27 protein-coding genes and 1 other RNA gene are annotated in these 26853 nt (G+C 53.0%); 7 read left to right on the top strand and 21 right to left on the bottom strand.

Annotated features, from left to right (window positions below):
• Positions 1–62: 62 nt before the first annotated feature.
• Entirely contained in the window at positions 63–203 is a 141-nt protein-coding gene (ykgO, locus tag OGY71_RS09360) for a type B 50S ribosomal protein L36 (protein WP_005125190.1), read from the bottom strand.
• A gap of 1 nt (position 204) precedes the next feature.
• A complete protein-coding gene (locus OGY71_RS09355) occupies positions 205–465 on the bottom strand; it encodes a type B 50S ribosomal protein L31 (protein ID WP_003831037.1) in 261 nt (86 codons plus the stop codon).
• Between the two features lie 188 nt (positions 466–653).
• Between OGY71_RS09355 and pdeB the strand changes: the two genes are divergently transcribed.
• Positions 654–2207, top strand: coding sequence for a cyclic di-3',5'-guanosine monophosphate phosphodiesterase PdeB (gene pdeB, locus OGY71_RS09350; RefSeq protein ID WP_003831035.1), 1554 nt, complete (start codon positions 654–656; stop codon positions 2205–2207).
• Between the two features lie 51 nt (positions 2208–2258).
• On the opposite strand, the gene OGY71_RS09345 is transcribed toward pdeB, so the two are convergent.
• Both OGY71_RS09345 and yczE read right to left on the bottom strand, forming a co-directional pair.
• Positions 2259–2612: a DUF1428 domain-containing protein gene (locus OGY71_RS09345; RefSeq protein ID WP_003831033.1), complete on the bottom strand. Its 354-nt coding sequence runs from the start codon at positions 2610–2612 to the stop codon at positions 2259–2261.
• Between the two features lie 64 nt (positions 2613–2676).
• Positions 2677–3306 carry a membrane protein YczE gene (yczE, locus tag OGY71_RS09340; RefSeq protein WP_003831032.1) on the bottom strand — a complete coding sequence of 210 codons (630 nt, stop codon included), beginning with the start codon at positions 3304–3306 and terminating at the stop codon, positions 2677–2679.
• Positions 3307–3393: 87 nt separating this feature from the next.
• On the opposite strand from yczE, the gene yczR reads away from it, so the two are divergent.
• A complete protein-coding gene (gene yczR / locus OGY71_RS09335; RefSeq protein ID WP_240389166.1) occupies positions 3394–4821 on the top strand; it encodes a MocR-like transcription factor YczR in 1428 nt (475 codons plus the stop codon).
• Between the two features lie 59 nt (positions 4822–4880).
• Here the strand turns inward: yczR and OGY71_RS09330 are convergent, their stop codons facing one another.
• The 3 genes from OGY71_RS09330 to ffs form a co-directional block, all read right to left on the bottom strand.
• The gene (locus OGY71_RS09330) at positions 4881–5099 is read right to left on the bottom strand and encodes a hypothetical protein (RefSeq protein ID WP_003831030.1); all 219 of its coding nucleotides are present in this window, start codon (positions 5097–5099) and stop codon (positions 4881–4883) included.
• Entirely contained in the window at positions 5096–5347 is a 252-nt protein-coding gene (locus tag OGY71_RS09325; RefSeq protein WP_003831029.1) for a hypothetical protein, read from the bottom strand. Before OGY71_RS09325 ends, OGY71_RS09330 begins: the two co-directional genes overlap by 4 nt.
• Before the next feature lie 198 nt (positions 5348–5545).
• Positions 5546–5642, bottom strand: an RNA gene (gene ffs / locus OGY71_RS09320) — signal recognition particle sRNA small type.
• 162 nt (positions 5643–5804) lie between these two features.
• On the opposite strand from ffs, the gene OGY71_RS09315 reads away from it, so the two are divergent.
• A complete protein-coding gene (locus tag OGY71_RS09315; protein ID WP_003831028.1) occupies positions 5805–6116 on the top strand; it encodes an MGMT family protein in 312 nt (103 codons plus the stop codon).
• Positions 6117–6147: 31 nt separating this feature from the next.
• On the opposite strand, the gene OGY71_RS09310 is transcribed toward OGY71_RS09315, so the two are convergent.
• The gene (locus OGY71_RS09310; protein ID WP_003021666.1) at positions 6148–6717 is read right to left on the bottom strand and encodes a YbaY family lipoprotein; all 570 of its coding nucleotides are present in this window, start codon (positions 6715–6717) and stop codon (positions 6148–6150) included.
• A 212-nt stretch (positions 6718–6929) separates the two neighbouring features.
• Between OGY71_RS09310 and tesB the strand changes: the two genes are divergently transcribed.
• Positions 6930–7790, top strand: coding sequence for an acyl-CoA thioesterase II (gene tesB / locus OGY71_RS09305; RefSeq protein WP_003831027.1), 861 nt, complete (start codon positions 6930–6932; stop codon positions 7788–7790).
• 50 nt (positions 7791–7840) lie between these two features.
• Here the strand turns inward: tesB and amtB are convergent, their stop codons facing one another.
• From amtB to decR, 5 genes are all read right to left on the bottom strand, one after another.
• Positions 7841–9127: an ammonium transporter AmtB gene (gene amtB, locus OGY71_RS09300; protein ID WP_126319016.1), complete on the bottom strand. Its 1287-nt coding sequence runs from the start codon at positions 9125–9127 to the stop codon at positions 7841–7843.
• A gap of 31 nt (positions 9128–9158) precedes the next feature.
• On the bottom strand, positions 9159–9497 hold the full coding sequence (gene glnK / locus OGY71_RS09295; RefSeq protein WP_003021657.1) for a P-II family nitrogen regulator: 339 nt from the start codon (positions 9495–9497) through the stop codon (positions 9159–9161).
• A gap of 248 nt (positions 9498–9745) precedes the next feature.
• Positions 9746–11524 carry a SmdB family multidrug efflux ABC transporter permease/ATP-binding protein gene (locus OGY71_RS09290; RefSeq protein WP_286613162.1) on the bottom strand — a complete coding sequence of 593 codons (1779 nt, stop codon included), beginning with the start codon at positions 11522–11524 and terminating at the stop codon, positions 9746–9748.
• Entirely contained in the window at positions 11517–13289 is a 1773-nt protein-coding gene (locus OGY71_RS09285) for a SmdA family multidrug ABC transporter permease/ATP-binding protein (protein ID WP_126319017.1), read from the bottom strand. Before OGY71_RS09285 ends, OGY71_RS09290 begins: the two co-directional genes overlap by 8 nt.
• A gap of 44 nt (positions 13290–13333) precedes the next feature.
• The gene (gene decR / locus OGY71_RS09280) at positions 13334–13792 is read right to left on the bottom strand and encodes a DNA-binding transcriptional regulator DecR (protein WP_003831023.1); all 459 of its coding nucleotides are present in this window, start codon (positions 13790–13792) and stop codon (positions 13334–13336) included.
• Positions 13793–13908: 116 nt separating this feature from the next.
• On the opposite strand from decR, the gene OGY71_RS09275 reads away from it, so the two are divergent.
• Positions 13909–14964 carry a PLP-dependent cysteine synthase family protein gene (locus OGY71_RS09275; protein WP_122984023.1) on the top strand — a complete coding sequence of 352 codons (1056 nt, stop codon included), beginning with the start codon at positions 13909–13911 and terminating at the stop codon, positions 14962–14964.
• A 50-nt stretch (positions 14965–15014) separates the two neighbouring features.
• On the opposite strand, the gene cof is transcribed toward OGY71_RS09275, so the two are convergent.
• On the bottom strand, positions 15015–15833 hold the full coding sequence (gene cof / locus OGY71_RS09270) for an HMP-PP phosphatase (RefSeq protein ID WP_267452345.1): 819 nt from the start codon (positions 15831–15833) through the stop codon (positions 15015–15017).
• Between the two features lie 144 nt (positions 15834–15977).
• Between cof and OGY71_RS09265 the strand changes: the two genes are divergently transcribed.
• A complete protein-coding gene (locus OGY71_RS09265) occupies positions 15978–17678 on the top strand; it encodes an SgrR family transcriptional regulator (RefSeq protein WP_286613159.1) in 1701 nt (566 codons plus the stop codon).
• 65 nt (positions 17679–17743) lie between these two features.
• Complete coding sequence (gene queC, locus OGY71_RS09260) at positions 17744–18439, top strand: 7-cyano-7-deazaguanine synthase QueC (protein WP_126955920.1); 696 nt, start codon at positions 17744–17746, stop codon at positions 18437–18439.
• Between the two features lie 105 nt (positions 18440–18544).
• Here queC and fadM read toward each other — a convergent pair whose 3' ends face one another.
• The 7 genes from fadM to clpP form a co-directional block, all read right to left on the bottom strand.
• Entirely contained in the window at positions 18545–18943 is a 399-nt protein-coding gene (fadM, locus tag OGY71_RS09255; protein WP_003021636.1) for a long-chain acyl-CoA thioesterase FadM, read from the bottom strand.
• A gap of 106 nt (positions 18944–19049) precedes the next feature.
• Positions 19050–19424 carry a helix-hairpin-helix domain-containing protein gene (locus OGY71_RS09250; protein ID WP_003831017.1) on the bottom strand — a complete coding sequence of 125 codons (375 nt, stop codon included), beginning with the start codon at positions 19422–19424 and terminating at the stop codon, positions 19050–19052.
• Positions 19425–19570: 146 nt separating this feature from the next.
• Positions 19571–21445 (bottom strand): peptidylprolyl isomerase, encoded by a 1875-nt coding sequence (gene ppiD / locus OGY71_RS09245; protein ID WP_200920723.1) that lies wholly within the window; start codon positions 21443–21445, stop codon positions 19571–19573.
• Between the two features lie 268 nt (positions 21446–21713).
• Positions 21714–22004: a nucleoid-associated protein HU-beta gene (hupB, locus tag OGY71_RS09240; protein WP_219352570.1), complete on the bottom strand. Its 291-nt coding sequence runs from the start codon at positions 22002–22004 to the stop codon at positions 21714–21716.
• A gap of 190 nt (positions 22005–22194) precedes the next feature.
• On the bottom strand, positions 22195–24549 hold the full coding sequence (gene lon / locus OGY71_RS09235) for an endopeptidase La (RefSeq protein ID WP_003831014.1): 2355 nt from the start codon (positions 24547–24549) through the stop codon (positions 22195–22197).
• Between the two features lie 184 nt (positions 24550–24733).
• On the bottom strand, positions 24734–26008 hold the full coding sequence (clpX, locus tag OGY71_RS09230) for an ATP-dependent protease ATP-binding subunit ClpX (protein ID WP_003831013.1): 1275 nt from the start codon (positions 26006–26008) through the stop codon (positions 24734–24736).
• Positions 26009–26134: 126 nt separating this feature from the next.
• The gene (gene clpP / locus OGY71_RS09225; RefSeq protein WP_003021624.1) at positions 26135–26758 is read right to left on the bottom strand and encodes an ATP-dependent Clp endopeptidase proteolytic subunit ClpP; all 624 of its coding nucleotides are present in this window, start codon (positions 26756–26758) and stop codon (positions 26135–26137) included.
• Positions 26759–26853: the final 95 nt, after the last annotated feature.

Genomic DNA, 26853 nt, shown 5'->3' with positions numbered 1-26853 from the left:
ATAAAAAAAGTGCGTTCCTGCGAAGGTAACGCACTTTAATCCCTGAAATGCTGGCAAAGAAACTAACGTCTTTTTTTACGCCCCTGTACTGCTTTAAAGCGCGGATTCGTTTTGCAGATAACGTACAAACGCCCTTTGCGTTTTACTATCTGGCAGTCAGGATGGCGCTGTTTTGCGCTGCGAAGTGAATTGAGTACCTGCATTTTAACCCCGCTTAACGCCAATAAAATGACCAAAACGTTTTTGGAAACGTGCTGCACTGCCTTCATTATCAAAGGTTTTTTGTTTCCCGGTATAGTACGGATGCGATTTGGAAGAGATATCAAGGGTCACGTACGGGTACATTTTCCCCTCAAACTCAATCTCACGCTCAGTCTTGATGGTCGAACCGACCTTAAAGAATTCATTGGCACTGGTATCGTGAAACACCACGGTACGGTAAAAAGGATGAATATCCGATTTCATGGCAACCTCAATTTGTTACGTTATAACATACCCAACAAAATACACCACTCTTGTACTAACCACAACCTGATTTACGCTATAGGGACTTAAATGGGATGATAAATGGCCGTAAATATATGATGCCAATCGAATAGCTTTTTGGGGTTTCGGATATACTTTCCCTACGCTGTGTAAATAAGGATATCACTGTGACAACACGACATCTGATAAGCCTGGTGACTGGGGTACTGTTCCTTTCCATCCTCGCGCCTGTAGGTTTAAGCCTGTGGCTGGCACATCGTCAGGTCGAAACGAAATTTATCGATGAGCTCGACATGTTCTCAACGCGGGTCGCATTACGTACGGAACGCGTAGGCGAGCAGGCGAAAAAAGCATTGCGCCATATTGAAGCATTTCAGGGGGTGCCTTGTAGTGAAGAGCATCTGCTGGAAATGCGTCGTTTGTCATATAGCTATCGCTATATTCAGGAAGTGCTGTACCTCAAAGATAACGTTCCGCAATGCTCATCTCTGGAAAAAAGAAGCCAGGCTGACGCATTTCCACCCGCAATGAAAGTCACGCCTGATGGATATCGCGCATGGCTTACCACGCAAAATGATTTGGGCATCAAGCGTTTTATGGCAGCATTAGGGAGCGAACATTATGTTGTGATGGTCGATCCGGGTTCTTTCATTGACGTCATCCCGTTTGGCTCATGGCCGATTGAAGTGACTATCATTGGCACCGTGCGCAACGTCGTGGTTGCCAGTAGCGCCGATTTGCCATCGGACGTTTTACAGCATGTACAGCAAGAACGATCGATTACTCATTTTAAAAAAGATGGCAGCATTTATAACGCCCGCCCCTTTCCTGAGTTGGGTATCACGATCGTAACCTGGGCATCTACCCTGCCGTTACAAAAAACCTGGCACCGGCAGGCACTGATCTGGCTCCCGGCAGGCATTCTTATCGGCTTGCTCACCGCCGCCTTTGTTTTGCGTATTTTGCGCCGCTTACAGTCGCCCCATCACCAGTTGCAGGACGCTATCCAGCATCGGGACATCAAAGTCCACTACCAACCAATTATCTCGCTCAAAACGGGGAAAGTGGTTGGGGCAGAGGCGCTGGCTCGCTGGCAGCAGGCCGACGGAAGCTATCTGTCGCCGGAAGTCTTCGTCGCGCTGGCGCATGAAACCGGGCTGACAGAGTCCCTCACCCGGTTGATTATTGAAAGCGTATTTGAAGATTTAGGCAAATGGCTGCGTCAGCATCCGGAGCAGCATATATCCATCAACCTAGAGTCAGCCGATCTGTCCTCCGAAACGCTTCCTGCCCTGTTAAGCCAGAAGGTGAACCGCTGGCAGCTTAAGCCTGCGCAAATCGCGCTGGAGCTAACTGAACGCGAATTTGCCGACCCAAAAAACAGCGCGCCGTTTATTGCCAAATACCGTCAGGCGGGTCATTCAATCTATATTGATGACTTTGGTACCGGCTATTCCAGCCTGAGCTATTTGCAGGATCTGGATGTAGACATCCTGAAGATAGACAAATCGTTCGTTGATGCATTGGAGTACAACAACGTCACGCCGCATATCATCGAGATAGCGAAAACGCTGAAACTTGAGATGGTGGCGGAAGGTATCGAAACCGAGAATCAGGAAACCTGGCTACGCAAGCACGGCGTGCAGTACGGTCAGGGTTGGCTTTACAGCAAAGCGCTGCCGAAAGCGGAATTTATTCTGTGGGCAGAAAAACGGCTTTAACATGGCTGTTGATGTTGAGATGGCTGGCGGCACGCCGCACAGCCAGTCACATCACTCTTCCATAATGGGCGCAAATCCACCGTAGATCATTCGCTTGCCATCAAATGGCATAGATTCACCGAATTCCTTCATACGGGGATCGGACATCATCTTCTGATTAGCCGCATCGCGGACCTCTTTGGATGGATATTCAATCCAGCTGAATACCACTTCTTCATGATCCTGCGCTTTCACAGCCATGCGAAAATCGGTCAATTTGCCGTCGGGGACATCATCTGCCCAGCACTCCACCACGCGCAATGCACCGAACTCCTTGAAAAGCGGAGCTGCTTTTGCCGCCATCGCAATGTACGCCTCCTTGTTTTCAGCGGGTACGGCAACCACAAAGCCATCAACATACTTCATGAGAAAAACCTCCGAAGTGTACTGCGCGGCAAGCCGATTCCGGCCGCGTCAGTCGAGGTTAAGTTTAGTCGCCACCAGGCGATCGCGCCCCAGGCGCATTCCTGATACGTGTACGCGACTGCGGCTGATGCCGAAACCACGGCAGGCAAAGCTGAATCAACGGTCCGATAGCCAAGGCATACAGCACCGTACCAACTCCCACGGTTCCACCCAGCAGCCAACCGATAAGCAGCACCGACACTTCGATTGCGGTTCGAATTCGTCGTACTGGCCAGCCGGTACGCGCGTGGATACCGGTCATCAGACCATCACGCGGACCGGCGCCAAAACCGGCGCCAATGTACAGGCTGGTTGCTAACGCATTCAATATTACCGCTGACACCAGCAGCCCGCTGCGCGCCAGCAGAGATTCAAATCCAGGAATCACCAGCAGCGCGGCATCTGCCGCCAGTCCGATCATAATCACGTTACTCAACGTGCCAAAGCCAGGACGCTGGCGCAGCGGTATCCACGCCAGCAGCACCAACACGCCCACGGCAATAATCACCACGCCGATATTCATTGACAATAAATTGGCTACACCCAGGTGAAACACGTTCCACGGATCGGCCCCTAAATCAGCACGGACAAACATCGCCGTCGACACACCGTACAGCACCAGCCCGATAAACAGCTGAAGTAAACGACGCAGCATGCTTTTCCCCTCTCACTCTCAGATAACTTTCATCTTCATCGCAATTGGCACTATGATTAATGTCCAGTTTTCAAAAAGTGGACTGCTATGTCATCTCGCCGTTATGGAAGTCAGTCTTTGCAACGCCTGCTCGGACACTGGCTGGAAAGCCCCTCGCGAACGCCCATCTGGCGACAGCTGGCAGAAGCGTTACGTCTGCTTATTCTCGATGGTCGACTGGCGCTGGATAGCCGTTTACCGGGTGAACGCGAGCTCGCCGTCGTTCTGCAAGTAAGTCGAACTACCGTCGCCAGCGCTATGGCGCAACTGCGTGAAGAGGGATATCTGGAAAGCCGTCATGGTAGCGGCTCACGGGTGATCCTGCCGGAACATATTCGCCATGTGCCAACCCGGACCAGTACCGGCACAGCACTTGATTTGTCCACGGCGGCGCTAAGTGCCGGACCCGAAATTCATCAGGCTTACCAACAGGCGCTGTTCGCCATGCCACAGCATCTGTTGAGTTCCGGGTATCTGCCACAGGGACTGTCGGTATTGCGTGAATCCATCGCTCAGCATTATTGCGATCGCGGGCTCCCGACGCAGCCCGATGAAATCATGGTCGTGAATGGTGCTGTCAGCGGCCTGGCGCTGATCCTACGTTTGCTCACCGGCCCCGGCGATCGCGTAGTGGTAGATCACCCTACTTATCCGCTGGCGATTGCCGCGATTCAAGGCGCATCCTGTCGCCCCGTCGGCGTGTCGCTACCCGAGCACGGTTGGGATACCGCGGGTCTGGTCGCCACCCTCGCGCAAACCGCACCGAGAATGGCCTACCTGATGCCGGACTTTCACAACCCGACCGGGCGTTGCATGGACGCTGCAACTCGCCAGGTCGTGGCGGATATTGCCGAACGAACCCGCACTACCCTGGTGGTCGATGAGACGATGGTGAACCTGTGGTATGACGCCCCGCCGCCGCCGCCACTTGCCGCATTCAATCGCGACGCGCCGATCATTCTATTGGGTTCGGCCGGGAAAAGCTTTTGGGGGGGATTACGTCTGGGCTGGATCCGGGCGTCGGCACGAACCATTGCGGCGCTGGTACAAACCCGCGACACCTTCGATTTAGGCTCCCCGGTGCTTGAACAACTCGCCACCAGTTGGCTGCTGGATAACGCCCCTAACTTTCTTCCTGACAGAAGACGCCTGCTCACATCGCGGCGAGATCTGTGCTCGGACCTGATGAACTCACATTTCCCGGAATGGCAGTTTACCCAGCCAAAGGGAGGACTCTCTTTCTGGGTTGAACTGCCCGATACGCTGGCGACGCTCTTTGCCACTCGCGCCGAAAGTGCAGGCATTCAGCTGGGTACCGGTACGCGGTTTGGCCTTGATGGCGCATTCGATCGCTTTTTGCGTATGCCCTTCACGTTACCGGATGACACAGCGCGTGCTGCTTTCAGAGTGTTGCAACCCATTTGGGATAACCTGCGATTGCAGGCCAGCAGCGGAAAAATGCGCAAAATAATCTAAGCGACGAGTCAAAAGACCCGCCGTTGAATACCGTGATGGACAAGGAAGTCCCAGCAATATTACTGTTGAGGAGGAACCGGGAATCCCTTCAGGGAAATTACGAAATTCTCACCGTCTTTCTTAATTTTTGCCCCGGCATCACACCAGTCGGAGGCAATACGGAAGAACTCATCGCTGCCGACATTCCAGCTCAGACGAACATGTTTCACATAACCGGAACGCAGCATTTCACAAGCTTCGCCGTAATTACAGGCGGTTGAGAGCGGTTGTTGTTTCATTTTTTCTTCTTCAGTAGTCTGCGCAACGCTTTGATTTCTTTAGGAGTCAGTGCTTCAACTACGGACTCTTCCGTATGCTGGCTATCGATATCCTCAGCGGAGACTCCTGCCTCTTCAACGGCGGTAAACGCAATCAGCAGCAGTTTTTCCGTCGCAACACTTAAATTTTCGTTATGCACTTCAGCGTAATGGCGAAGCTTTTCTTTTAGCGCCTCATCAATTTTAACATTCAATACAGCGGTCGACATCGTAGAAAATCCTTGTGGTCAGCCAAAACACACCGAATGTAAGACCCTGTCGTTACAGCGCGATGGCGGCGGCAAAAGCATCAAATAACATCCCCGAAACACATTGACAGCATTTGATGACAATAAAATGACAATACGATGACAAAGAAAAGAAGATAAGCAGAAGGGAAATTGCCGGACGGCAGAATTGGGTGGGGGCCCTGCCAGCTACATCCCGGCACACACGTCATCTGCCTTGGCTGCTTCCTTCCGGACCTGACCTGGTAAACAGAGTAGTGTTGCGGGAGAACCAACAGAGCCCCCATTGAGAGCGTTGTTAACCAACGCGCAGGCGCATTATCACTGCTGCACCCTGTAATTGCAACCCATCCAGCATCGGATGCTGTTTTCTTGTGCAATGCAGCTTCACTCCTTCGCCATTCAGCATTATGCTGGAGGATTAGCGCAGGAATAAATGATGGATATACAAGACTCTTTCCCCCAACGCGTCTGGCAAATCGTCGCGTCAATCCCCGAAGGTTTCGTCACCACGTATGGCGATGTTGCCAGGCTTGCCGGTTCGCCGCGTGCTGCGCGCCAGGTAGGCGGCGTGCTTAAGCGTCTCCCCGAAGGCAGCACTCTGCCCTGGCATCGGGTGGTCAATCGCCATGGTACCATTTCGCTGACCGGCCCCGACCTGCAACGGCAGCGTCAGGCGTTACTGGCAGAGGGAATTGTGGTTTCTGGAAGCGGACAGATCGATTTACAGCGTTATCGCTGGGTGTACTAACCCTCTCCAGGCGGAGAGGGTTACGACTACCTTAGTACTGCGTGGGGGCAGGAACGGCAGAAGACGGATTCACCTGGGTTGGTGACGTTGACGGCACCGTGGTGGCAGCCCCACCGCTCGCCTGAACCGGTACTGCCGTTTGCTGTACAGGGACCAGCGTCAGGTCAGCTTTTGTACCACCCTGATTAATGACCGTCTGAACGGTATCAGTAATAAAGACCAGTTTGTCATTAACCGTAATTGCCGCACTCAGCAGAATACGAGCGTTAGGCTGAATATCTGCTGGATTAAACGGTAATACGAAGCTGAATGGCGCCTGCTTGCCTTCAGTACGGACCGCTTTTTGCGACAGCACTTTTGACGGTGCATCGGCCAGCGACGCATCTGACAGCGTGACGGTCAGCACCGCATCGGGTGGCAAGGCCACTTTCTGGCGGATCCATACCGTACCAGAAACATTTGGCTGTTGAATTTTAGACTGTGTGTCAGCAATTGACGTATTAGGGCTTGGCGCAGGTGTCTGAATATCTGCACTTTTATCAGCACAGGCCGCCAGAGCGACCGCAACCGCTAAACCACTTACCATGTGCACGAGTTTCATTAAATTCTCCTTATCATCTATGCACCAGCGAGAACTTTCCTCGCCAGAAGAGTGGTTAACAAAAACATAACGTGACTAAGTGTGGCACAAGACAGCTGTTTTTGCCTGTAATAGGCCTTTAATTCAGACAATTGCACCCATCGGACCACTTTCAAAATTGCGTTATACTCTGCCTACCTCGCTGCGAGAACGATATAACCTGGAGAGCACGTATGAGTCTGGCGCTGAAAAATTTGCTGACATTGTTAAATCTGGAAAAAATTGAAGAAGGACTCTTTCGGGGCCAAAGTGAAGACTTAGGGTTGCGTCAGGTTTTTGGGGGACAGGTTGTCGGTCAGGCGCTGTATGCCGCCAAAGAAACCGTACCGGAAGAGCGTCTGGTCCACTCTTTTCACAGCTATTTTTTACGCCCCGGCGATAGCCAAAAGCCCATCATCTATGATGTTGAAGTCTTGCGTGATGGTAACAGCTTCAGCGCGCGCCGCGTTGCCGCAATTCAGAATGGTAAACCCATTTTTTACATGACCGCCTCTTTCCAGGCACCGGAAGACGGATTTGAACATCAGAAAACCATGCCGGATGCGCCGGGTCCCGATGAGCTGAAATCAGAAACGGAAATTGCCCGTTCAGTGGCGCATTTACTGCCGCCGCTGTTGAAAGAAAAATTTATCAATGATCGTCCGTTGGAAGTGCGCCCGGTTGAATTTCATAACCCCTTAAAAGGTCACGTCGCACCTCCGGCGCGCCAGGTATGGATCCGCGCAAACGGCGAGCTGCAGGACGATCTACGCGTCCATCAATATCTGCTGGGTTATGCCTCAGACCTGAACTTCCTGCCTGTTGCGCTGCAGCCGTACGGGATTGGTTTTCTGGAGAAAGGGATTCAGATCGCCACCATTGACCATTCAATGTGGTTCCACCGTCCGTTCAATATTAATGAGTGGCTGTTGTATAACGTCGAGAGCACTTCGGCCTCCGGTGCCCGGGGTTTTGTACGCGGGGAGTTTTATACCCAGGACGGCGTACTGGTCGCCTCTACCGTGCAGGAAGGGGTAATGCGTAATCGCAATTGAGAATTACCGGATGGTGGCGCAAAAGCGTTGCCATCCGGCAGATTGAAACATCAAGCGTTGTAGGCGTTTTCGCCGTGACTGTTCACATCCAGACCTTCGCGTTCCTGCTCTTCCGGTACGCGCAGACCCACCGTCATATCTGCCAGCTTATAGCCAATGAAGGCCACCACGCCGGACCAGACGATGGTGATCGCCACGCTTTCCAGTTGCACCAGCAGCTGATGCCCCATGGTCACGCCCTCGGCAAAGCCCACGCCGCCCAGAGAGCTCGCAGCGAAAACGCCGGTCAGGATGCAGCCAACAATACCGCACACGCCGTGCACGCCAAACACATCACACGGATCGTCCACGCGCAGAAAACGCTTCAGCATGGTCACACCCCACAGGCCAGCCAGCCCCGCAACGACACCGATAATCAGCGCTCCTCCGACACCAATGTAGCCACATGCAGGTGTTACGCCCACCAGACCTGCAATAGCACCAGAACAAGCGCCCAGCAGAGACGGTTTGCCACGCAGCGCCCATTCACCGAAGATCCATCCGAGGATGGCGGCAGCGGTGGCGACCACGGTATTGACGAAGGCCAGTGCGGCAATTTCATTCGCCGTTCCCGCCGAACCGGCGTTAAAGCCAAACCAACCAATGTAGAGAATAGCGGTACCGGTGAAGACCATCGGCAGGTTATGCGGTTTAAACGCTTCTTTGCCAAAACCGACGCGTTTGCCAATCAGATACGCACCAACCAGACCAGCAATCGCTGCGTTGATGTGCACGACCGTCCCGCCGGCAAAATCCAGTGCGCCGTGAGAAGCCAGTAAGCCGCCGCCCCAGACCATATGGGCAATGGGGATGTACGACAACGTTAACCACACCACCACAAAAATCAGCACTGCAGAGAAACGAATACGCTCAGCAAGAGCCCCGACAATCAGCCCAACGGTGATGCAGGCAAAAGATCCCTGAAAAGCAACGTGAATGTATTGGTAGAAGCTCCCCGTGACCGCCGTCAGCTCAATGTTCTTCAGCAATACCCAGTTGAAGTTGCCGAAGAAATTATTCCCTTCGCCAAAGGCCAGTGAGTAGCCATAAACCACCCATAGAATACAAACCAGAGCGAATGTCACCGTCACCTGAGTCAACATCGACAGCACGTTCTTACCGCGAATCAAACCGCCGTAGAACAACGCAATGCCAGGGATAGTCATAAACAGCACCAGCGCGGTACAGATCATCATAAAAGCGTTATCTGCTTTATCCGCAACCGCCGGTGCCGCCATTGCCAGTCCCGGCAGTAGCGCCAGTGAAGCAATACCCGTTTTCATCGTTGCTATCTTCATTTTTTGGTTTCCTATCACTGTGTGCCAGAAGTTACAGTGCGGCTTCGTCGGCTTCGCCGGTACGAATACGAATCACACGTTGCAGCTCGGCGACGAAGATTTTGCCGTCGCCAATTTTTCCGGTGTATGCCGCCTTACTGATGACATCAATCACGCCATCCAGTTGGTCGTCGGCAATCGCCACATCAATCTTCACCTTTGGCAGAAAATTGACGCTATATTCAGCCCCACGGTACAGCTCAGCATGACCTTTCTGTCGGCCAAACCCCTTCACTTCGGTGACGGTCAGCCCCTGAATACCAATAGACGACAGTGCTTCACGGACGTCTTCCAGTTTGAACGGTTTGATTACCACGGTAACCAGCTTCATAGATCCCCTCCAGTCAGAATTCAGTAGTGGCTGCAGATACACGAGAGGAATATTGCAAGGGGTGTGCCAGGAATGAAAAACGCGGAATGATTCAGGTTCGCCGGGTGCTGCCGGGAGAGAAACAGAAAAAACGCACTATAACGGTGCATAGTGCGTTACATTTTTGCACCAGATTGTTGATTGCCGGATGGCGGCGTAAACGCCTTACCCGACCTACGATACCGCGTGGCCGGATAAGCACTGCGCCGTCAGGCGATAACAGAATCCTCTTGCGTGCTGGCGGCTAACTCTTCGCCCGCCAGCTGCAGCTGATACATCTGCCAGTAACGGCCTTGCGCCGCCAGTAATTGCTGATGCGTACCACGCTCAACCACCTGACCGCGATGCAGCACCAGAATGGTATCCGCATCGACAATCGTCGATAACCGATGCGCAATCACCACCAGCGTAGTGTGTTCACGGACCGCCGCCAGCGCGTGCTGAATGGCCTGTTCAGTACCGGAATCAATACTGGCTGTGGCTTCATCGAGGATCAGCACCTGCGGCGTTTCAACCAATACCCGCGCCAGCGCCAGCAGCTGTTTCTGCCCAACGGAGAGATTATTGCCCTGCTCGCCCAGCCGGGTATGAATCCCCTCGCTCAAACCCCGAGCCAGTTCTGCCAGTTGCACAGTCTCCAGCGCCTGCCAGACCCGCTCTTCTGAGATATCGCGACCCAGCGTGACGTTTGCCAGGAAGGTATCCGCCATCACCACCGGATCCTGCTGCACCATCGCGATGCCCTGACGTAACGCACCGTGGCTCAGAGAAGACAACGGACGTCCGTCAAGGCGGATTTCCCCCTGCGTCAGCGGGTAATATCCCATCAGCAGGCTGGCCAGCGTGCTTTTGCCGCTGCCTGTGTGTCCGACCAAAGCCACAAAGCTGCGCGAAGGCACGGACAGACTGATGTTTTGCAGCACCAGATTGTCGTCGCGATAGGCAAATGAAACGTTATCCACCTCAATGTCTCCGCTTTTGAGCGGGCGATCGTCTTCACCATAGCGCTGACGAGGCCCGTCCATCAGTTCGAACACTCGCTCACCAGCGACAACCGCCTGCTGCAGCATTGATTGCTGGGTGGTCAGCTCGATCAGCGGTTCGTTCAAACGGCCGAGGTAGCTGATGAACGCGTACAGCACGCCAACCTCAATGGAGGTGCCAGAGGTAAAACTGAACAGCATCAGCAAGCCGCAGAGGATCAGCGCCGAGAAAAGGCTCAGCAGCGGACGCAGCAAAAAACCATCCAGTCGCAGGGTTTGCATGCGCGCCATATAGTGCGAGCGGCTGGCCTCGCCCATTCTCTCGCCAAACCTTGCCTGCTGGCGGAACTGCTGGATAACGCTCATGCCGTTGATGACTTCGTTAAAGCCATCGTTAATATCCGCCAGATAAGCGCGCACCCGACGCACAATCGGGGTGCTGTAGCGTTGGTAAATAACCATCACCACCAGCACGGCCGGGAAAATGGCCATCGCCACCAGCGCCATACGCCAGTCGAGGCTGAACATCGCGACCAGCATGGCGCCAATTAAGGCCGCGCTGCGCAGAACCGTTGCGACCACCGTCACGTACAGGTCACGAATCACTTCGGTGTCATTGGTCACGCGGGAGATAAGCTGCCCGACGGGCTGAGTATCAAAGGCGCTGAGCGGCTGGCGCAGCGCAGCGTCCATTACGTCGGTACGTAACTGTTGTACTACGCCAACCGCCGCCTGGTTAAACAGTAACGACTGCGCGTAATGCAGCCCTGCCGCCAGCAGTTGCAGACCGACATAGGCGGCAACCAGCCCGGCAACCATCGCCAGCGGCAGATTGTTCTTCGCCACCATGTTATCGATAAAATAGCTAATCAGCAGCGGGCCGCTGACTTCCGCCGCAGCCGCCACCCACAACATGACGACCGCAATCGCCAGCTGTTTTCGCCATGGTGAACCGTATGCCAGTAACCTTTTCAGAGTTGGCCATAATTGCCCAAAACTACGCATTAGCCACCTCCTCGTTTATCTCTGGCGCATCAGACAGTGCCGCTTCCAGTTGCTGATAGCGGTACATATCACGATACCAGCCAGGCTGCTGCACTAAAGAATCATGCTCACCGCGCTGGGCAATATGCCCATGCTGCATCACGATAATCTCGCTGGCTTCCGTCAGGGCCGATAAACGGTGAGCGCTAATAATTACGGTTCGGCCTTCGCCCCACTGGCGCAGGTTATGCAGGATCTGATGTTCGGTACGACCATCTACCGCCGACAACGCATCATCCAGAATCAGGATTTCAGCGTTCAGCAGTAACGCTCGAGCGATAGAAATACGCTGTTTTTGCCCGCCAGACAGCATCACCCCGCGTTCGCCCACTTCGGTGTCGTAGCCCTGCGGAAGACGTAAAATATCCTCATGAACGCTGGCAAGGCGCGCCACATGCTCGATCTCTTCCTGCGTGGCCTGCGGACGTCCTAAGGCGATGTTATTACCGACGGTATCGGAAAACAGGAATGGCGTCTGGCTGACAACCGCCAGTCGGCTGCGCCAGCTATCCAGCTGTAAGCGCGTTAATGGGATATCATGAAAGCGCACATCGCCCTGGGTGATATCAAAATGACGCTGGATCAGCGACAGCACCGTACTTTTTCCCGAGCCGGTCGGACCACAGATGCCCAGCATCTGTCCAGGTTTGAGCTGGAAATTCACATTTTCCAGCGCCGGGTGGGTGGTTTGCGGGTAACAAAATTCGCGAATCGCCACCGCCAGCTCGCCGCGTCCTTCCGGCACCGGTTCAGTACCGTCATCCACTACCGGCGCTTCTGCCAGCATGGCGCGAATTCGGCTATACGCGGCGCTGCCGCGTTCGACGATGTTAAACATCCAGGCCAGCGCCAGCATCGGCCAAATCATCAGACCGAGATACATCATAAAGCTGGTGAGCTGCCCGAGCGTCAGCGAGCCGTGTACCACCATCCAGCTTCCCCCGGCAATCGCCAGCAGGTTAGCCATACCAATGGCGATATAAATCGTGGGATCAAAGCGGGCGTCAATGCGCGCCACGCGCAGGTTTTTCTTACCGGTATCTTCAGCATCAGCGGCAAATAATGCCGACTGTCGATCCTCCAGACCAAAGGCCTTGATCATACGAATACTGGTCAGGCTTTCCTGAGTACGATCGTTGAGACTGGAAAACGCCGCCTGCGCCAGCTTAAAACGGTTATGGAGTCGATCGCCGTAACGTTTGATCATCAACGCCATCACCGGCATCGGCAGCAGCGCAATCAACGTCAGTTGCCAGCTTATCTGCGTTGACATCACGATCAGCACCGCACACCCCATGACCAGCGAATCCACCAGCGTCAGCACCCCTTCTCCGGCGGCAAATACGACACGATCGACATCGTTGGTTGCCCGCGCCATCAGATCGCCCGTACGGTGCCGCAGATAAAATTCTGGATGCTGGCGACTCAACTGACGGTAATAATCTTCCCGCAGCTCAACCGCCAGTTGGTAGGATGCGCCAAACAGCAGCACGCGCCAGACATAGCGCAGCAAATAAACCACCACGGCAATCAGGGCAATTGTCCCCACCCACATCAGCAGCCGCTCGGTGGTGAAACGTTGAGTCGTCACGCCATCCACAATGATCCCGACCACTTTCGGCGGAATAAGCTGAAGGATAGCGATGATGATAAGCAAGGCCACTGCCCCGAGGTAGCGACGCCACTCCCGGCGGAAGTACCAGCTTAATTGAGCAAATAATCGCACGCGTTATGTCCTGACAAGATTTCCGGCAATAAGCGCCGGGAGAATTATTCAATAGGTAGAGCAGTTGTGTATTTAATCTGTTCCATGGCAAAGCTGGAGGTGACGTCAGACAGGCCCGGTACGCTATTCACCAGGCGCTTATAGAATTCATCATAGCTTTTCATATCAGCAACCTGCACTCGCATCAGGTAGTCATACTCCCCTGCCATACGCCAGAACCCCAGAACCTCGGGCATTCCGGTCACTTCAGTGACAAAGCGGCAATACCATTCGCTGCTGTGATGCTGAGTTTTGATCAGCACAAACGCGGTGAGTCCCAGCCCCAGTTTTTCTGGATCCAACAGGGCGACTCTGCCCAGCAGGATACCGTCATCCTCAAGTCGTTTGAGACGTTTCCAGCAGGGGGTGGTAGTCAGATTAACGGCATCTGCTAATGCCTGCAAAGAAAGGGTGCAGTCCTGTTGCAGCAAGCCGAGTAGCTTGCGGTCAATTTTGTCTAACATATCCACTCCACAGAGAAGAATTTTCTCCTTACATTCTATTTTAAAGGCTAAATGGCAACAATTTTTTCCGTGCTTTTCGCTATTCTGGGCACAAAATGACAAATGGATATCTATTAATGATGAATAGCTCCTGGGTTAAAAACGCCATCAATGAAATCAACGCGGATTATCAGCGTTCTGCGGATACGCATCTCATTCGCCTGTCGCTACCGGCGTTCCCGGGCATTCAGCTCTATTTAAAAGATGAGAGCACGCATCCGACCGGGAGTCTGAAGCATCGTCTGGCGCGCTCACTGTTTCTGTACGGATTGTGCAATGGCTGGATCAAAGAAGGCACCACCATCATTGAATCATCGTCCGGTTCAACGGCGGTCTCTGAGGCTTATTTCGCTCGACTGTTAGGGTTGCCATTTATTGCCGTCATGCCTTCCTGTACGGCAAAACGTAAGGTTGAACAGATTGAATTTTACGGCGGTCGCTGTCATTTCGTGGAAAGCGCCTGCGAAATCTATGCGGCCTCTGAGCAACTGGCGCGTGAGCTGAACGGTCATTACATGGACCAGTTCACTTACGCTGAGCGCGCCACCGACTGGCGCGGCAATAATAATATCGCCGACAGCATCTTTCGTCAGATGCAGTGCGAGCCCAACCCCGTTCCCCGCCATATTGTGATGAGCGCCGGAACCGGTGGCACCTCAGCAACCATTGGCCGCTATATCCGCTGCCAGGGCTACGACACTCAACTGATGGTAGTGGATCCGGAAAACTCGGTCTTTCTGCCCTTCTGGCAGGATCGCGATGCCACGTTACGCAGTCCGGTAGGAAGTAAAATTGAAGGCATTGGCCGCCCGCGTGTCGAACCGTCTTTCATTCCTGACGTGGTCGATGAAATGCTGCGCGTGCCGGATGCCGCAAGCGTGGCCACCGCACACTGGCTGGAAACGCAGTTGGGCCGTAAAGTCGGCGCCTCTACGGGTACCAATATGTGGGGAACGCTGCAACTTGCCGCCCGTATGCGCGATGCCGGAGAAAGCGGCTCACTGGTGACGCTGTTGTGTGACAGCGGCGAACGCTATCTGGAAACCTACTACAACCCACAGTGGGTCGACGCGCACATCGGTGATTTAACGCCGTGGAAAGCGGAGCTCGCCCGACTACTGAACACCCATTAATAGGATAAAAAAAAGCCAGACGCGAAGTCTGGCTTGCTGGAAGGGATCTCTCATTCGGGGGAATAAGGTAGATGTGGATTGTCCAGCCAATGCGTCAAAAAGTGTGACACTGCCTGATTACGGCAATGCCCAATCACCGATAAATGAGGCAGTTCAGCAATCAGTTGCGGCATCGCGTTACCCATAATCAGGCCGCGCCCAACGCTGCCTAACATTTCGCGATCGTTCATGGCATCGCCAAACGCCATACACTCGGCCATTGAATAACCTAAATGGTCGCTCAACACCGCCAATGCCGATCCTTTATTACAGCCCAGCGGCAGCACCTCAAGGCAATCAAACGCGGAAAAACAGAGATTCGCCTGTTCACCCAGCGCTTCATTCAGTTGAATTCGCAATTGGATCAAAGAGTTATGATCGCCGCAGAAACAGACTTTCGTGACCTGATGCGCCGGAATACGTTTCACATCGACGATCTGGTAGCGAAATCCGCTATACACATGCGCCTGCAGCAGCGAGGGGATCTCTTGTCCGGTGAACCAACCGTTGTCATTAAAGACATGCATGCTGGCGGTAGTGTCCCACTTCTGATGCAACACAATATCCGCGACATTCGGATCCAGATCCTGACGGTGTAACACATCGCCCTCAAGAGAGTGAATACGCGTGCCATTACCCGTGATCAAAAAGGCGTCCAGTGAGATCGAGCCTAAAATATGGCGCATCTCAAGCACATGTCGGCCGGTAGCAAATGTCAGAGTAATATCGCGTTCACGCAGGCGCGACAGCGTTGAAAGCGTTTCGTCACCTAAATGGTGATTCGGCATCAAAAGGGTGCCATCCATATCAAATGCAGCCAGACGAGCCATTTCTTTCTCCACACTGTGACGCGGTTAACTTGTGATCCAGTATCACCTGAGATATACGGAAGTAATAGTGAATAGATAAAATGAATTGTTCCGGGTTTCTCTACGCATAAACCGTTAACGGACATCCTGAAGGAAAAAGTATCAATGCGTCTGCTTAATCGCCTGAACCAGTACCAACGCCTGTGGCTGCCCTCGAACGGCGAACCGCAGTCGGTGACCGTCGGGGAACTGGCCGAACGCTGTTTTTGTAGCGAACGCCATGTGCGTACCCTGCTAAAGCAAGCGCAGGATGCGGGCTGGCTGGAGTGGCATGCCCAGTCGGGGCGCGGGAAACGCGGGCAACTGCGGTTTTTAGTGACGCCAGATTCACTGCGCAACACCATGATGGAACAGGCGCTGCAAAAGGGAGAGCAGCTTAGCGTACTGGAACTGGCTCAGTTGGCTCCGGGCGAATTAAGAACACTGCTACAACCGTTTATGGGCGGTCAGTGGCAAAACGACACGCCAACCCTACGTATCCCCTATTACCGCCCGCTCGACCCCTTGCACCCCGGTTTTCTCCCTGGTCGCGCGGAGCAACACCTCGCCGGACAAGTTTTCTCTGGCCTGACCCGGTTTGACAGCACTACGCAACGTCCTTGTGGAGACTTAGCCCACCACTGGAATATTTCCGCTGACGGCCTGCGCTGGGATTTCTATATTCGTTCCACCCTGCATTGGCATAACGGTGATACGGTAAGCAGCTCACAGCTACATCAGCAGTTGCTGAAGCTGTTAGAACTCCCCGCGCTGAATAAGCTGTTTATCAGCGTAAAGCGCATTGAGGTGACGCATCCCCAGTGTCTGACCTTTATTCTGCATCGTCCCGACTTCTGGCTGGCGCACCGTCTGGCAAGCTACAGCAGTCACCTGGCGCATCCTGAGTACCCGTTTGTGGGTACCGGCCCGTTCCGGTTGACGCTGTTTACTCCTGAGCTGGTGCGTATCGAGAGCCATGATCACTACCATCTGAGTCATCCGCTGCTAAAAGCCATTGAATACTGGATAACCCCACAGCTCTTCTCCCAGGATCTGGGCACCAGCTGTCGCCATCCGGTGCAAATTGCGATTGGTAAACCCGAAGAGTTGCCTATGCTAAGCCAGGTAAGCAGCGGGATCAGTCTTGGTTTTTGTTATCTCACGCTCAGAAAAAGCGCGCACCTGAATACGCAGCAGGCCCGTAGACTGATCAATATCATCCACCGTTCTTCCCTGCTACAAACGCTTGAAGTGGATGAAAATCTGATCACGCCAAGCAATGCACTGCTCCCCGGATGGACTATCCCACAATGGGATGAACTCGATGAGGTGGCATTACCGGAAAAGCTGACGCTGGCTTATCACCTGCCGGTAGAACTTCACGCTATGGCTGAACAGCTTCGCCAGGCGCTGGCGCTGCTCGGCTGTGAATTAACGCTTATTTTTCATAATGCTAAAAACTGGGATGGCGATCATCCCTTAGCCCAGGCCAACCTGATGATGGGCGACAGGCTGATTGGTGAGGCACCTGAATATACTCTCGAACAGTGGTTGCGCTGCGATCAGCTCTGGTCACATGTATTGAATGCGCCAGCATACACACATTTGCAAACGACCCTGGATGCCCTTCAAATCCAGGCCGATGAGGACGATCGCCACGCTGCTTTACAACAAGTTTTCGCCACGCTAATGCATGACGCTACCCTGACCCCACTGTTCAATTATCACTATCGCATCAGCGCGCCACCGGGCGTGAACGGCGTACGCCTGAATCCTCGTGGCTGGTTCGAGTTTACCGAAGCCTGGCTGCCACCTCCTTCAGCGTGAAGAAGCTGGTCGACGGCACGTCCAGGCGCTACCATAAGGGCTTCGTTATTTTGTCAGGAAAAGCCATGAAACGTGCCGTTGTTGTATTCAGTGGAGGTCAGGACTCCACGACTTGTCTGGCGCAAGCGCTGCATCAGTATGATGAAGTGCACTGCGTGACCTTTGATTATGGTCAGCGCCATCGCGCTGAGATTGATGTCGCACGTGACCTGGCCTTAAAACTTGGCGCGCGGGCGCACAAAGTACTTGATGTCACATTGCTCAGTGAACTGGCTGTCAGCAGCCTGACCCGCGATAACATTCCGGTACCCGATTACGAACCGGATGCGAACGGCATTCCCAATACCTTTGTGCCAGGACGCAATATTCTGTTCTTAACGCTGGCAGCAATTTACGCGTACCAGGTGCAGGCAGAAGCGGTCATTACCGGCGTTTGTGAGACCGATTTCTCCGGCTATCCGGACTGTCGCGATGAGTTCGTTAAAGCCCTGAACCATGCTGTAAGCCTGGGGATGGCGAAAGATATTCGCTTTGAAACCCCACTGATGTGGATCGATAAAGCCGAAACCTGGGCACTGGCCGATTATTGGGGCAAGCTGGACCTGGTACGCGAAGAAACGCTGACCTGCTATAACGGAATCAAAGGTGACGGTTGCGGTCAATGTGCTGCGTGTAATCTGCGTGCCAACGGCCTGAACCATTATCTGGCGGATAAACCGGCAGTGATGGCGGCAATGAAACAGAAAACCGGGTTAAAGTGATTGTATTGCCGGATTGCGCTTTGCTTATCCGGCCTACAGACAGTTGCAGCAACTCATGTAGGCCGGATAAGACGCTTGAGCGTCACCTTCCGGCAATCGCAGCCACTACTGCACCATCTGCTCCAGTTTTTCGCGCAACTCCCCTTCCAGCGGCAACGCTTTTTGCGTTTTCAAATCAATACAGACGAACGTAATCAGCGCGTCTGCCACCACCTGCCCTTCCGGCTCCAGGGTAATGGTCTGGTTTAACACGCCACTTTTGCCATTTAACTGTTGAACCTGACTGGTGATGGTCAGCAGGTCGCTCAGCACCGCAGGTCGCCGGTAGTTGATATTAATATTCACGACCACAAAAGCGATGTTGTGTGCGGTCATCCACTGAAAGCTGTCGCTGTTTTCCAGACCATCCCAGCGGGCCTCTTCCAGAAACTCCAGATAGCGGGCATTGTTAACGTGCTGATAGACATCAAGATGAAAACCACGGACTTTGATTTGTGTTTGCATAGCGCAGGAGCCTTACGTTGTTTTTATATGAACAGACTTTTGAGTAAAGAGGTCATAACTGGTATGACCTCTACAGTCTGGCAAACTTTCAGCGCTCTGCAAGTTATTAAAGTGTTAAAACTGCCAGGTTACGCTCAACCAGTGAACTGCCCATGCCCGGCACCTGTTTTAAATCATCCACCGTTTTAAACGGCCCGTACTCCTCACGATAGCTCACAATCGCCTGCGCTTTCTTTAGACCCACGCCATTCATAACTCGCGCTAAATCCTCCGCAGAAGCGCTGTTGATGCTTACCCTGGTGCCCTCATCGTCGCTTGCTTTAGCGGGCAGTGTGGCTTTGCTTTGTGCCGCCCCTGGGTTTTCCGCTTTGGTTTGAGTCGCCTGGCTTTTGGCGACAGGCTCAGCCGCCAATGCGGTTTGGGCCATACCAGCGCAGGTCAATGAAAGAGTGATAAGCAGAGCTTTGATTCCATGTTTCATACTGTTTTCTCCTTGTTTGTTAACAGTGGAATCACGATAGCGAGGTGCAGAACGGCAGACAAACGGCAAATATCAGAAATGGAAAAGGCCGCGAAAGCGGCCTTTGGTAGATACAACTTTTTGCAATTTTTTGCGAACTGCCTCGGTTATTGCTGCTGTTCCAGCGCATCACCGATTTTAATTTTTGCGGCTTTACGCAGGTTGCTCATCAGCGCTTCGAAGACAATCTGCGCGTTGTTCTGAGTGATCCCCTGAACCATCGCTTTCTTCTGCGCTTCAGGCATAGAACCAGCTTTCACCTCGTCCAACGCCAACAGAACAACGTTACCCTGCATGTCGTTCGCGACGCCGTAGCTCGGTTTGTCTTTCGCCGGCAGGCTCAGACCAAAGGCAGCCTGGCTCAGCGGATCCTGACCCGTACGGCTCAGCGTTTTCGCCTCGCCAAAGCTCAGACCCGCCGCTTTCATCGCTTCATCGCCTTTACCGGCTTTCAGATCCGCCAGCAGTTTATCGGCATCAAGCTTCGCCTGCTGCTCTGCTTTATTGTGCTTAACGAGCGCAGTTACCTGCTCTTTCACTTCAGCCAGTGGCTTCACGGCTTCAGCTTTGTGCTCTGCAATACGCAGCACGAACGCACGATCGCCGTCCACGGTGATGATATCGGAGTTACTGCCAGGCGTACCGTTCTCACCAACCAGACCACCATTGAAAATGATGTCAGCGACTGGTTTGAAATTCAGTTCTTCCGGCAGGCTGTCACGGCTAAACCAGCCCGTTTCAACCGCTTTCATACCCGCAGCCTGCTCTGCACCCGCCAGAGATTCGTTATCGTTGCTGGCCGCGTCGCTGACTTTCTGCTGCAGCGCATAGTAGGCATCCAGCGCTTTTTCCTGCTTCACTTTTGCCGCAATCTCGTCACGGGCTTCGCTCAGCGGTTTAACTTGCGCGGGCTGTACGTCGTCAAGACGCGCAACGAGGAAACCAACGGAAGACTTAATTACGCCAGACAGTTGGCCTTTTTCTTTCAGACCAGCATTTTTCAGCTCATCCGGGGTAGTGGAATCTTCCAGCCATCCCATATCACCGCCTTTATGAGCAGAGATGATATCGGCAGATTTTTCTTTCGCCAGCGCAGCGAAGTCACCGCCTTTGTTCAGCTCATCCAGTACCGCTTTGGCTTCATCTTCCGTTTTGGTCTGAATGATGCTGTAGCGGTTACGCTGCGGCTGAGTGAACTGATCCTGATGCTGGTCATAGTAAGACTGAATATCAGCATCGCTGGCCGTCTCCTGCATAGCAGCAGCGTCCAGCTTGATGTAGCTCACGCGGAACTGTTCCGGCGTCATAAAGTTGTTTTTATTCTGCTCGTAGTAGCTGGCAACTTCCTGCTCGGTAACAGACTGCTTCGCGGCCAGTGCGTTAACGTCAATCGTCGCCTCGCGCACGATACGCTGCTGTGCGACCAGCGCCGCCAGTTCATCCGTTTCGCCTTTCAGCATGAAGTCCGTACCGGCAACACCGTTAATCAGCTGCTGTGTCGTGAGCTGATTACGTAATGCCTGTGCGTACTGGTCTGCAGTCATTCCCATTTGATTGACAATCGCGTTGTAGCGGTTGTTATCAAACTTGCCGTCCACCTGGAACGCAGGCGTGGCGAAAATGGCCTGTTTAACCTGATCGTCGCTGATGTTGAGCTTAAGCTCGCGGGAATACTGATCCAGCAGCGCTTCGTCAACAAGACGATTCAGCACCTGCTGACGCAGCGTTTTCATATAACCTTCGTTCGCGGCCAGCTCGGAGTATTGATCGCCCAGCTGTTGCTGCATGCGGTTACGTTCGCTGTTGAACGCATTCTCGAACTGCCCGCGGCTGATCTCCTGGCCATTCACTTTGGCGGCGAAGTTATTGCCCCCGCCAATCAGGTAACCACTCACGCCGGTCAAAATGAACGACACGATAATGATACCGAAAATAATCTTGAGCACGAGACTGTTAGCAGCCGTGCGTAAGCTGTCCATCATGGTGTAACCACACTCCGCTGTAGATGACTATACGCGTTATCCTCTCTGCTGCCCCCGCGTTGATGACAACAACGGCAACAAGGATTTTGAGTATATATGCTTCACGCAGCATAGCGTTTCCTGAACGCTGCGCACAAAGGTCTATTGTGACAAGAAACAGGGGCAATTGTCAGCCCACAACGCGTAGAAAGTACCGGAATTACAAATAAAAAAGGCACATCAGTCGATGCGCCCTTGTACTTCGTCACATCCCCAAAGGGGAAATCACTTAGTTTACCGCGTCTTTCAGTGCTTTACCTGCACGGAAGCCCGGTACTTTAGCCGCGGCGATGGTGATCTCTTTACCTGTTTGCGGGTTGCGACCAGTACGGGCAGCACGCTCTTTAACGGCAAAAGTACCAAAACCTACCAGCGCTACGTCATCACCTTCTTTCAGAGATTCGGTAACAGAAGCAATAATTGCATCTAACGCACGTCCAGCCGCAGCTTTAGAGATATCAGCCCCTGCAGCAATTTTGTCGATCAGTTGAGATTTATTCACTCTTCTCTTCCTCTTTATAATTTATATCGCACCTGAATCCTTCAAAGTGCGACCGCGCAGCAGTTATATCAGGCCTGCCATGCCCTTACAACACCCGTTAATGATGGCAAGCCTAATCCGTTATCTAAATTAGCTATACAAAAAAAGGCTGGCAAGCCCGAAATGGCCTGCCAGCCCTGTTTTTATTAATGCTCTTTGCGCGAGGTCACTATTTTGCCGTCACAACCTGCATTCCAGAGGGTTCATTTTGCAACGCAAGAGTCAGAACTTCCTCAATACGTTTCACCGGGTGAATATTAAGATCGGCAATTACGTTGTCCGGAATCTCTTCCAGGTCACGTTTGTTCTCATCGGGAATTAAGACCGTCTTAATGCCGCCACGGTGTGCCGCCAGCAGTTTTTCTTTCAAACCACCGATAGGCAGAACCTGACCACGCAGGGTGATCTCACCCGTCATCGCTACGTCGGCGCGAACTGGGTTACCGGTAAGACAAGACACCAGCGCAGTACACATAGCAATACCCGCACTTGGACCGTCTTTCGGCGTCGCCCCTTCAGGTACGTGAACGTGGATGTCGCGTTTTTCGTAAAAGTCCGGGTTAATACCCAGTTTTTCCGCACGCGCGCGCACCACGGTCAGCGCAGCCTGAATCGACTCCTGCATGACTTCACCCAGAGAACCGGTGTAGGTCAACTTACCTTTACCCGGTACGCAGGCGGTTTCGATAGTCAGCAGATCGCCGCCAACTTCCGTCCACGCCAGACCCGTCACCTGACCAACGCGGTTTTCGTTATCCGCGCGGCCATAGTCAAAGCGCTGTACACCCAGATAGTCGTGCAGATTGTCGCCATTGATCTCAATATGTTTCAGCGATTTATCCAGCAGCAGCTGTTTCACCGCTTTACGGCACAGTTTAGAGATTTCACGTTCCAGACTACGCACGCCTGCTTCACGAGTGTAGTAACGAATAATGCCCACAATGGCGCTATCGTCGACCGTCAGCTCACCTTTTTTCAGCGCATTACGCTCAATCTGTTTCGGCAACAGGTGACGTTTGGCAATGTTCAGCTTTTCGTCTTCGGTATAACCGGACAGACGGATCACTTCCATACGATCCAGCAACGGTGCCGGAATATTCATGGAGTTAGAGGTCGCAACAAACATCACATCGCTGAGATCGTAGTCCACTTCCAGGTAGTGATCGCTGAACGCCACGTTCTGCTCTGGATCCAGCACTTCGAGCAGTGCGGAAGCCGGATCGCCACGCATGTCGGAAGACATTTTGTCGATCTCATCAAGCAGGAACAGCGGGTTTTTAACGCCCACTTTGGCCATTTTCTGGATCAGTTTACCCGGCATAGAACCGATATAGGTCCGGCGGTGACCGCGAATTTCGGCTTCATCACGCACGCCGCCCAGCGCCATACGGATGTATTTACGCCCAGTTGCCTTAGCGATGGACTGCCCCAGAGAGGTTTTACCTACCCCCGGCGGTCCAACCAGACACAGGATCGGCCCCTTGATTTTATTTACACGGCTTTGAACCGCGAGATACTCAAGAATACGGTCTTTGACGCGCTCCAGACCATAATGGTCGGTATCGAGGATTTCCTGCGCCTGACGTAGGTCTTTTTTGACCTTGCTACGCGCATTCCACGGCACCTGTACCATCCAGTCGATGTAGCCACGCACCACGGTCGCTTCCGCCGACATAGGAGACATCATTTTCAGCTTCTGCAGTTCTGCTTCCGCTTTCTCTTTTGCCTCTTTCGGCATTTTCGCCGCATCGATTTTACGCTTCAACGCTTCGTTTTCGTCCGGTGCATCGTCCATCTCACCGAGTTCTTTCTGAATAGCTTTCATCTGCTCGTTCAGATAGTACTCGCGCTGAGATTTTTCCATCTGCTTTTTCACGCGGTTGCGAATGCGTTTCTCAACCTGCAGCAGATCGATTTCAGACTCCATCATCGCCATCAGATATTCCAGACGTTCGTTAACGTCGGACATCTCCAGCACGGACTGCTTGTCAGCCAGCTTCAGCGGCATGTGTGCAGCGATGGTATCCGCCAGACGTGCAGGATCGTCAATGCTGTTCAGCGACGTCAGCACTTCTGGTGGAATTTTCTTGTTCAGCTTGATATAGCCTTCGAACTGGCTGATAGCGGTACGCACCAGCACTTCCTGTTCGCGCTCATCAATAGCAGGCGAGTCAAGGTACTCTGCTTTCGCAGAGAAATGCTCGCCGTTGTCAGACAGCGCAGAAATACGCGCACGCTGTAACCCCTCGACCAGCACTTTTACGGTGCCGTCAGGCAGTTTCAGCATCTGCAAAATAGAGGCCACGGTCCCGACGGTGAAAAGATCGTTTACACCCGGCTCATCCGTTGACGCTTCTTTCTGTGCGACCAGCATGATTTTTTTATCATGGTCCATAGCCGCTTCCAGACAACGGATAGATTTTTCCCGCCCTACAAATAAGGGTATGACCATGTGCGGATAAACCACCACATCGCGCAACGGCAATACGGGGATTTCAATGCGTTCAGAACGCTCAGGATTCATAGAGCTCTCTCTTAGTTTAGTTTCCGCCAGGTAATCAGGTGGTACGACTGTGCTTCACACCACCTTTAACATGTATGTCAGTATATGGGGATGTTTCCCACACATTCAACGCCATGTTTACGGAAAAATAAAAGGGGAGATAAAATCCCCCCTTTTTAATTAAATGTCTGTATGAATTGATGAATTATTCGCCAGATGCCTGCTGCGCTTCCGGCTTACCGTAAATCAGCAATGGCTTGCTCTGACCGCCAATCACCGACTCATCGATCACCACTTTTTCGACGTCTTCCATAGAAGGCAGATCGTACATGGTGTCGAGCAGCGCGGCTTCGACGATAGAACGCAGACCACGAGCACCGGTTTTACGCGCCATCGCTTTCTTAGCGATCGCATCCAGCGCTTCCTCACGGAATTCCAGATCGACACCTTCAAGATTGAACAGCGCCTGGTACTGCTTGGTCAGGGCGTTTTTCGGCTCTTTGAGGATCTGGATCAACGCTTCTTCGCTCAGCTCGCTCAGCGTTGCCACAACCGGCAGACGACCGATGAACTCAGGGATCAGACCAAACTTGATCAGATCTTCCGGTTCAACCTGCGACAGCAGTTCACCTTCGCTGGCTTTATCAGACTGTGCTTTTACCGTTGCGCCAAAACCAATGCCGGAGCCGGTTTCAACACGGTTAGCAATCACTTTATCCAGACCGGCAAAGGCACCGCCACAGATAAACAGGATCTTGGAGGTATCAACCTGCAGGAATTCCTGCTGAGGATGTTTACGACCACCCTGCGGCGGAACGGCAGCAACCGTCCCTTCGATCAGTTTCAACAGCGCCTGCTGTACGCCTTCGCCGGAAACGTCACGGGTAATAGATGGGTTATCAGACTTACGTGAAATCTTGTCGATCTCATCGATATAGACGATCCCACGCTGTGCTTTCTGCACGTCGTAATCGCACTTCTGCAACAGCTTCTGAATAATATTTTCAACATCTTCACCCACATAACCGGCTTCGGTCAGCGTGGTGGCATCAGCCATGGTGAACGGAACGTCCAGCAGGCGCGCCAGCGTTTCAGCCAGCAGCGTTTTACCGGAACCCGTCGGGCCAATCAGCAGGATGTTACTTTTGCCCAACTCGACGCCATTGCTGGTGTCGCCGTTGCGCAGACGTTTGTAATGGTTGTATACCGCGACCGCCAGCACTTTCTTCGCCTGCTCCTGACCGATAACGTAATCGTCCAGGTGGTTGCGAATTTCATGTGGCGTCGGCAGCGCACTGCGTTCACGGTGCGGTGCTACTTCCTTAATCTCTTCGCGAATGATGTCGTTACATAAATCAACACATTCGTCGCAGATATACACGGATGGACCGGCAATCAGCTTACGCACTTCATGCTGGCTTTTGCCGCAAAAAGAGCAGTACAACAATTTGCCCGAGCCATCTTTGCGTTTATCTGTCATGGGTCAAAACCTCTTCTTTGTTCTTTGTGCCGCACACGACGACGCAAATGCCATTCTCAGGCGCAAGACGCTAGTCAGCGTTGTGCCGCTCCAGGTAATTATAGCGGCACACCTGCGCACTGGGCATTAATTACGATGGGTCAAAATCGAGTCGACCAGACCGTACTCTACCGCTTCAGAAGCGGAGAGGAAGCGATCGCGCTCGGTATCACGTTCAATCTGCTCAAGAGATTGACCCGTATGATGCGCCATAAGTTCGTTCATGCGCCCTTTTACCTTCAGGATTTCACGGGCATGAATTTCAATATCCGTTGCCTGGCCCTGGTAACCGCCCAGAGGCTGGTGGATCATGACGCGAGAGTTAGGCAGGCAAAAACGTTTGCCTTTCGCCCCGGCGGTCAGCAGGAACGCACCCATTGAGGCCGCCTGGCCCATACAAATGGTGCTGACGTCCGGCTTAATAAACTGCATGGTGTCATAGATAGACATCCCGGCAGTGATCACTCCACCAGGGGAGTTGATGTACAGGTAGATATCTTTTTCTGGGTTTTCTGCTTCCAGGAACAGCATCTGCGCCACGATCAGGTTAGCCATATGGTCTTCGACCTGGCCGGTCAGAAAAATGACGCGTTCCTTAAGTAGACGAGAATAGATATCAAAAGAGCGCTCACCACGTGAGGTCTGTTCAATGACCATCGGCACCAGCGCCATATGGGGTGCAAAGTTATCTCGTTCGCCGCTGTATGACATTTCCGTCTCCTGGATAAAATTTGAAAAAACCTGCTGTGCTGATTGTAACCTTATGGACGGATTATCAGCTAGTCCCTCAGTAATGGGTACGACAT

The sequence above is a fragment of the Citrobacter sp. Cpo109 genome, assembly GCF_030332565.1.
Taxonomy (GTDB): domain Bacteria; phylum Pseudomonadota; class Gammaproteobacteria; order Enterobacterales; family Enterobacteriaceae; genus Citrobacter; species Citrobacter portucalensis.
The sequence above is the reverse complement of the archived record's forward strand: the minus strand, read 5'-3'. Positions and strand labels throughout refer to the sequence as shown.